Genomic DNA, 7,485 nt, shown 5'->3' on the forward strand with positions numbered 1-7,485 from the left:
GCATGGTCGTCCTCGGCGGCGGGGTGTCGCGGTTGGGCCACTCGCTGCTGGCCGAGGTGCGCAGCGCGGTGTACCGCCGCTCCCTGCCGCTGGCCACCGGCAACCTGCCGATCGTGCTGTCGGAGCTGGGCGACCTGGCCGGCGTGACCGGCGCGGCCTGGTCCGCGACGGACCGCGCCTTCTCCCCGGCGGGCTGACCCCCGCCCGAGCACCCGCGCCCACCGTCGTCCGCCGCTCGGCGCGTCCTCCGAATTCGCGAAAGCAATCACGAGCTTCCGTCAGAACGCAGCCGACTTTTGCAACGAACCGACAAAAGTGGGCCCGAGTTCTTGTCATAAGGGTCGACCGACTGTCAGGATCGGCCGCAACTCGCCCAGGAACGTGAGCTGGACCACCTCATTCGCTCGACCACCTCCACGAAGTCGCACCCACCCCGGAGAGACGATGCAGGCGCAGACCGAAGGCAGGCGCGAGGCGAACCTCGCCCTCCTGCTGCGCACGCTCCGCGCCCGCGGCCCGTTGTCCCGCTCCCAACTGGCCGCAGGGTCGGGCCTGTCGAAGACCGCCGTCACCCCGCTCCTGGCGAGCCTCGACCAGCGCGGCCTGACCGAACGCGCGGGCACCACGACGACGCAGGGCAGGCCCGGCCGGCTGGTCCGGCTGCGCCCCGGCGCGGTCTGCGGCATCGGGCTGGACGTGCACCCCGGCCACCTCGGCGCGACCGTCACCGACCTGACCGGCGAGGTCCACCTGCGCCGCAAGACCGCGTGCGACACCAGCGCCCCTGAGCACGCCCTGGACCGGCTGGCCGACCTGACCAGGCGGGCCCTCGACGACGTGCCCGGAGCGGACTGGACGGGTGTCACGGTCGCCATCCCCGGTCGGGCCGACCGGGCGACGGGCACCGCCACCGCGCCGCGGCTGCGCTGGCGCGAGGTGTCCGTGGTGGACGGTCTGGCGGCGCGCACCGGCCTGCCGATCGACCGGCTCGACGTGGACAACGAGGCCAACCTGGCCGCCTGCGCCGAGCACGACGGCGACCCGGTCGGCCACCTCGTCTACCTCAGCGGGGATCACGGCGTCGCGGCGGGCGTCATCGCTGACGGCGTCCTGGTGCGCGGCGCGGACAACCACGCGGGCGAGGTCGGCCACCTGGCGCTCGACCCGCTCGGCAGCACGTACTGCGCCTGCGGTCGGCGTGGTTGCTGGGAGACGCAGGTGGGGCTGGACGCGTTCCTGGACGCCTGCGCGCCGCGCGACGACCGGGTGCACGACCCCCGGCTGGCGCAGGGCGAGCGCATGTCGATCGTGCGCGGCCGGGCCGAGCGCGGCGACGCCCGCACCCTCGACGCGCTGCACCGCACGGCCGCCGCCCTGGCCTCGGGCATCTCGGTCCTGGCGACCCTGCTCAACCCGCGCAAGATCGTGCTCGGCGGCTACTTCGCCGCGTTGCAGGACTGGCTGGTCGTGCCGCAGGACCAGGGCAGGACCCGGGTCACCGCCTCCACCCTCGGCTTCAGCGCGGGCGGGAAGGGCGCGGCGCTGGCCGCACTGCGGCGCGTCCTGGACGACCCGACCGTCGTGCCCGTGAAGAGCCGGCCGGCGGACGACCGGGGGAGCGGCGCACCGGAAGACGACCGAACGGGAAGCGCACCGGAAGGGGCATCGGCATGACGCTGCTCAGGATGACGGGCATCGGCAAGACCTTCCCCGGCGTGCGCGCCCTGGACCAGGTGGACCTGGAGGTCACCGAGGGCGAGGTGCACTGCCTGCTCGGCCAGAACGGCGCCGGCAAGTCCACCCTGATCAAGGTGCTCTCCGGCGCGCACCAGCCCGACGACGGCGAGATCACCTGGCGCGGCGCCACGACCACCCTCCCGTCGCCGGTGGCGGCGTTGCGGCTGGGCATCGCCACCATGTACCAGGAGCTGGACCTCGTGGCGGACGTGTCGGTGGCGGAGAACGTGTTCCTCGGCCACGAGCCGACCAGGTTCGGCTTCACCCGCCGCCGCGCGGCCCGCGAGCGGACCAGGGCGTTGATGGCCCGCCTCGGCCACCCGGAGATCAGCCCCGACCGCGAGGTCGGACGGCTGTCCGCGGCCGGTCAGCAGCTCGTGTCGATGGCCCGCGCCCTGGCGCACGACGCACGGCTCATCGTGATGGACGAGCCGACCGCCGCCCTGGCCGCCGACGAGGTCGACAACCTGTTCCGCATCGTCGGTGAGCTGACCGCGGACGGCGTCGCCGTCCTCTACATCTCCCACCGGCTCGAGGAGATCCGCCGCATCGGCAGCCGCGTCACCGTCATCAAGGACGGCCGCACGGTCGCCGCGAACCTCCCCGCCGACACCCCGACCGCCGACCTGGTCGACCTCATGTCCGGCCGCAAGGTCGACACGGTCTTCCCGCACCGCGAGACCTCCACCGTGGACACCTCGCGCGAGGTGCTGACCGTCACCGGCCTCACCCGCGAGGGCGAGTTCCGCGACGTCGGCTTCCACGTGCACGCGGGGGAGGTGCTGGGCATCGCGGGCCTGGTCGGCGCCGGGCGCAGCGAGATCCTGGAGACCGTGTTCGGCGCGCGGAAACCGGACGCCGGGCACGTCGCGGTCGACGGGAAACCGGTCCGGCCGGGCAGCGTCGTCGCCGCCGTGAAGGCGGGCATCGGCCTGGCGCCGGAGGAGCGCAAGGCGCAGGGCCTGCTGCTGGACCTCACGGTCGCGCACAACGTGACCCTCTCCAGCCTCCCCGCCTACAGCCGCGCCGGGTTCCTGGACCGCGCCCGCGAGCTGAAGGACTCCAAGACCACCCTGGAGCGGCTGGAGCTGCGGCCCGCCGACCCGAGGCGGCTGGTGTCGGAGTTCTCCGGCGGCAACCAGCAGAAGGCCGTCGTGGCGCGCTGGCTGGTCCGGGGGTGCAAGGTGCTGCTCCTGGACGAACCGACGCGCGGCGTGGACGTCGGCGCGCGCGCCGAGCTGTACCGGGTGATCCACGAGCTGGCCGCGGCGGGCGTCGCCGTGGTCCTGGTGTCCAGCGAGGTGGCGGAGGTGCTGGGCCTCGCGGACCGGGTGCTGGTGCTGCGCGACGGCGAGGTCGTCGCGGACCGGCCGGCCGACGAGCTCACCGAATCAGCCGTGTTGGACATCGTGATGGCCGGCAGTGCCGTGACCGAGGAGGGTTTGTGACCGAGACGAGGGTCCTCGACCCGAAGACCGCCCCACCCGCGGACCGGCGCGAGCACCGGCGCACCCTCGACCTGAGGCTCACCGGGCTGCTGGGCGTGCTGGTGGTGCTGTGCGTCGTCGGCTACGCCACCCGACCGGACAGCTTCCTCACCGAGGCCAACATCTCCACCATGCTGCGGCTGGCCGCGGCGATCGGCGTGGTCAGCGTCGGCATGACGTTCGTGATCATCAGCGGCGGCATCGACCTGTCCGTCGGCTCGATCGTGGCGCTGTCGGGCGTGTGGATGACGACCGTCGCCACCCAGTCCTACGGCCCGGTCGTGATGGTGCTCTGCGCCCTGCTGGTCGGCCTGGGCTGCGGCCTGGTCAACGGGCTGCTGATCTCCTACGGGAAGATCGTGCCGTTCATCGCCACCCTGGCCATGTACGCGTCGGCCAAGGGGCTGGCCGAACGGCTGTCCGGCCGGCGCACCCAGGTGGTCACCGAGACCGGCTTCACCACGTTCTTCCGGGGCGACGTGCTGGGCATCCCGGTGCTGATCTGGATGCTGGCCGCGGTGTTCGCGGTCGGCTGGGTGCTGCTCAACCGCACCACGTTCGGCCGCCGCACGTTCGCCGTCGGCGGCAACGCCGAAGCCGCCCGCCTGGCCGGCATCGACGTGCGGCGGCACACCGCGCTGGTCTACGGCATCGCCGGCCTGTGCTGCGGCATCGCCGCGCTGATGGTCGTCGCCCGCACCACCTCCGGCGCGTCCACCAACGGCATGTTCTACGAGCTGGACGCGATCGCCGCGGTCGTCATCGGCGGCACCCTGCTCAGCGGTGGCCGCGGGTCGCTGATCGGCACGCTCATCGGCGTCCTGATCTTCACCGTGGTGGGCAACATCTTCACCCAGAACAACCTCGACACCGACATCCAGAACATCGCCAAGGGCGTGATCATCGTCGCCGCGGTGCTCCTGCAGCGCACCACCGCCCGCCGCCGCTCGCACGCCACCTGACGTCCCCCGAAACCCGAACCGCCCGACCAACGACGCCCGGGAGTACCGCCATGCCTTCACTCGACCGTCGCCGCTTCCTCTGGGGCACCACCGCCGTCGGCGCCGCCGCCGTCCTGGCCGGCTGCACGTCCAACGAGTCCGGCAATACCGCACCCAACGCCGTCGCGGGCGGTTCGGGGCAGAACACCCAGCCGGGCAAGCAGGTGACCATCGGCTTCTCCGCGCCCGCCGCCGACCACGGCTGGATGGCGGCGATGACGAAGAACGCCAAGGCGCAGGCCGACCGGTTCTCCGACGTCACGTTCAAGGCCACCGAGGGCACCAACGACGTCAACCAGCAGATCGGCCAGGTCGAGACGCTGATCAACGACAAGGTCGACGTGCTGGTGGTGCTGCCGTTCGACGGCAAGGCGCTCACCGAGGCCGGCCGGCAGGCGATGGACGCGGGCATCCCGGTCATCAACCTCGACCGCGTCTTCGACACCCCGCTGGCCTACCGGCTGTGGATCGGCGGCGACAACTACCGGATGGGCGTCAACGCGGGCGAGTACATCGCCGCGCAGCTGAAGGCCAAGAACGTGTCGAACCCGATCATCGGCGAGGTCGCGGGCATCGACTCGCTGCCGCTGACCCAGGAGCGCAGCAAGGGCTTCCGGGACGCCCTGGCGAAGGCGGGCTTCTCCGTCGGCCCGCGCGTCTCGGCGGCGTTCACGTCCGAGTCCGGCGAGCAGCAGACCGCCAACCTGCTCCAGTCCGCGCCCAAGCTGGACGCGCTGTGGAACCACGACGACGACCAGGGCATCGGCGTGATGGCGGCCATCGACAGCGCGAGCCGCAAGGAGTTCGTCATGGTCGGCGGCGCGGGCTCGCGCAACATGATGGACCTGATCAAGGCCGACAGCGGCGTGGTCAAGGCCACCGTGCTCTACAGCCCGTCCATGGCGTCCTCCGCGATCGCGCTGGCCCGCCTGCTCGGCCAGACCAAGGGCATCGGTGACATGGCCGAGCACGACATCCCCGCGTCCATCACCACCTACTCCGCCGTGGTGACCAAGGAGAACGTCGACCAGTACCTGGACGTCGGCTTCGACTCCTGACCACTGGCTCGACACTGCTGCGAAAGGCTGCTGATGACGGAAGAGATCGGCGTGGGCATGGTCGGCCACGCGTTCATGGGCGCGGTGCACTCGCACGCCTGGCGCAGCGTCCACCGGTTCTTCGACGTGCCCCTGACGCCCCGCCTGGCCGTCCTCGGCGGCCGTGACGCGGTGCGCACCAAGGAGGCGGCGGCGAAGTACGGGTGGTCCGCCGTGGAGACCGACTGGCGCGCGCTCGTCGCCCGGGACGACGTTGACCTCGTCGACATCTGCACGCCCGGCGACACGCACGCCGAGATCGCGCTCGCCGCGCTCGCCGCCGGCAAGCACGTGCTGTGCGAGAAGCCGCTGGCCAACACGGTCGCAGAAGCCGAGGCGATGGCCGCCGCCGCGGAGGAGGCCGCCGGGCGCGGCGTCCGGTCGATGGTCGCGTTCAACTACCGGCGGGTGCCCGCGGTCGCGTTGGCGCGCAAGCTGGTGGAGGAGGGCCGGATCGGGGAGATCCGGCACGTCCGCGCGGTGTACCTCCAGGACTGGCTGTCCGACCCGGAGTCCCCGATGACGTGGCGGTTGCGGCGCGAGAAAGCCGGTTCCGGCGCGTTGGGCGACCTCGGCGCGCACATCGTGGACGCCGCCCAGTTCGTCACCGGCGACCTGATCACCGGCGTCAGCGCCACCACCGAGACGTTCGTCCGGTCGCGTCCCGACGGCGACGGCCGCGGCGAGGTGACCGTGGACGACGCGGCGGTGTTCCTGGCCCGCTTCTCGTCCGGCGCGCTGGGCACGTTCGAAGCGACCCGGTACGCGTTGGGGCGCAAGAACTCGATGCGACTGGAGGTCAACGGCACGCGCGGCAGCCTGGCGTTCGACTTCGAGTCGATGAACGAGCTGTCGGTGTTCGAGGCCGACGGGTCGTCGGCCGGGTTCCGGCGGGTCCTGGTGACCGAGCCGGACCACCCGTACGTCGGCGCCTGGTGGCCGCCCGGCCACCTGATCGGCTACGAGCACACGTTCACGCACGAGGCGGCGGACTTCCTGACGGCCATCGGCGGCGGCGTGGACCCGGCCCCCGGTTTCGCCGAGGGCCTGCGCGTGCAGCGGGTCCTGGCGGCGGTGGAGGAGAGTGCCGGTCAGCAGTCGACCTGGACCACGATTGGAGACCCCCGATGAGCCGACCGGTCACGCTGTTCACCGGCCAGTGGGCCGACCTGCCGTTCGAGGAGGTGTGCCGGCTCGCCTCCGGGTGGGGGTACGACGGGCTGGAGATCGCCTGCTCCGGCGACCACTTCGAGGTGGACAAGGCGCTGGCGGACGACGACTACGTGCCGGCCAAGCGGGCGGTGCTGGAGCGCTACGGGCTGGGCGTGTGGACGATCTCCAACCACCTGGTCGGCCAGGCGGTGTGCGACGACCCGATCGACTTCCGGCACCAGGCGATCCTGCCGTCCCGGATCTGGGGCGACGGGGACCAGGAGGCCGTCCGGCAGCGCGCGGCGGCGGAGATGGCCGACACCGCCCGTGCCGCGGCCAAGCTCGGCGTGGACACCGTCGTCGGGTTCACCGGCTCCTCGACCTGGAAGTACGTGGCGATGTTCCCGCCCGTGTCGCAGGCCGTGATCGACGAGGGCTACGCCGACTTCGCCCGGCGCTGGAACCCGATCCTGGACGTGTTCGACGAGGTGGGCGTGCGGTTCGCGCACGAGGTGCACCCGTCGGAGATCGCCTACGACTACTGGACGACCCGCAAGGCGCTGGACGCGGTGGGCAACCGGCCCGCGTTCGGGCTGAACTGGGACCCGTCCCACTTCGTCTGGCAGGACCTCGACCCGGTCGGGTTCATCCTCGACTTCGCCGACCGGATCTACCACGTCGACTGCAAGGACACGAAGAAGCGCTTCGACGGGCGCAACGGGCGGCTGGGCTCGCACCTGGCGTGGGCCGACCCCCGGCGCGGCTGGGACTTCGTCTCCACCGGGCACGGCGACGTGCCGTGGGAGGAGTCCTTCCGGGCGCTGAACGCGATCGGCTACACCGGGCCGATCTCGGTGGAGTGGGAGGACGCCGGGATGGACCGGCTGCGCGGGGCGGAGGAGGCGGTCGGGTTCATCCGGCGGCACCTGTTCGACCCGCCGTCCGCGTCGTTCGACGCCGCGTTCAGCACGGGGGAGTGACAGCCCCGCGCCCACGGGTCGCGCGACCCGT

The 7,485-nt window shown here is 72.2% G+C and carries 6 protein-coding genes and 1 pseudogene; all 7 read left to right on the forward strand.

Annotated features, from left to right (window positions below):
• Positions 1 to 197, forward strand: a pseudogene (locus AB0G02_RS24040) (sugar kinase); the annotation flags it as partial.
• A gap of 247 nt (positions 198 to 444) precedes the next feature.
• Entirely contained in the window at positions 445 to 1,674 is a 1,230-nt protein-coding gene (locus AB0G02_RS24045) for an ROK family protein (RefSeq protein ID WP_360797714.1), read from the forward strand.
• On the forward strand, positions 1,671 to 3,185 hold the full coding sequence (locus AB0G02_RS24050) for a sugar ABC transporter ATP-binding protein (protein WP_360797715.1): 1,515 nt from the start codon (positions 1,671 to 1,673) through the stop codon (positions 3,183 to 3,185). The genes AB0G02_RS24045 and AB0G02_RS24050 overlap by 4 nt, the downstream gene beginning before the upstream one ends.
• The gene (locus AB0G02_RS24055; protein WP_360797716.1) at positions 3,182 to 4,186 is read left to right on the forward strand and encodes an ABC transporter permease; all 1,005 of its coding nucleotides are present in this window, start codon (positions 3,182 to 3,184) and stop codon (positions 4,184 to 4,186) included. The genes AB0G02_RS24050 and AB0G02_RS24055 overlap by 4 nt, the downstream gene beginning before the upstream one ends.
• Before the next feature lie 50 nt (positions 4,187 to 4,236).
• Positions 4,237 to 5,283: a substrate-binding domain-containing protein gene (locus tag AB0G02_RS24060; RefSeq protein ID WP_360797717.1), complete on the forward strand. Its 1,047-nt coding sequence runs from the start codon at positions 4,237 to 4,239 to the stop codon at positions 5,281 to 5,283.
• Positions 5,284 to 5,316: 33 nt separating this feature from the next.
• Positions 5,317 to 6,453: a Gfo/Idh/MocA family oxidoreductase gene (locus AB0G02_RS24065; protein WP_360797718.1), complete on the forward strand. Its 1,137-nt coding sequence runs from the start codon at positions 5,317 to 5,319 to the stop codon at positions 6,451 to 6,453.
• On the forward strand, positions 6,450 to 7,454 hold the full coding sequence (locus AB0G02_RS24070; protein WP_360797719.1) for a sugar phosphate isomerase/epimerase family protein: 1,005 nt from the start codon (positions 6,450 to 6,452) through the stop codon (positions 7,452 to 7,454). The genes AB0G02_RS24065 and AB0G02_RS24070 overlap by 4 nt, the downstream gene beginning before the upstream one ends.
• The last annotated feature ends 31 nt before the right edge of the window (positions 7,455 to 7,485 follow it).

Origin of the sequence: Actinosynnema sp. NPDC023658 (genome assembly GCF_040639995.1) — a bacterium.
Taxonomy (GTDB): domain Bacteria; phylum Actinomycetota; class Actinomycetes; order Mycobacteriales; family Pseudonocardiaceae; genus Actinosynnema.

What these genes read in the sequence shown, in the direction of transcription:
- AB0G02_RS24045 (WP_360797714.1), top strand. Translation starts at nt 445, where the DNA reads ATGCAGGCGCAGACCGAAGGCAGGCGCGAGGCGAACCTCGCCCTCCTG.
- AB0G02_RS24050 (WP_360797715.1), top strand. Translation starts at nt 1,671, where the DNA reads ATGACGCTGCTCAGGATGACGGGCATCGGCAAGACCTTCCCCGGCGTG.
- AB0G02_RS24060 (WP_360797717.1), top strand. Translation starts at nt 4,237, where the DNA reads ATGCCTTCACTCGACCGTCGCCGCTTCCTCTGGGGCACCACCGCCGTC.
- AB0G02_RS24065 (WP_360797718.1), top strand. Translation starts at nt 5,317, where the DNA reads ATGACGGAAGAGATCGGCGTGGGCATGGTCGGCCACGCGTTCATGGGC.
- AB0G02_RS24070 (WP_360797719.1), top strand. Translation starts at nt 6,450, where the DNA reads ATGAGCCGACCGGTCACGCTGTTCACCGGCCAGTGGGCCGACCTGCCG.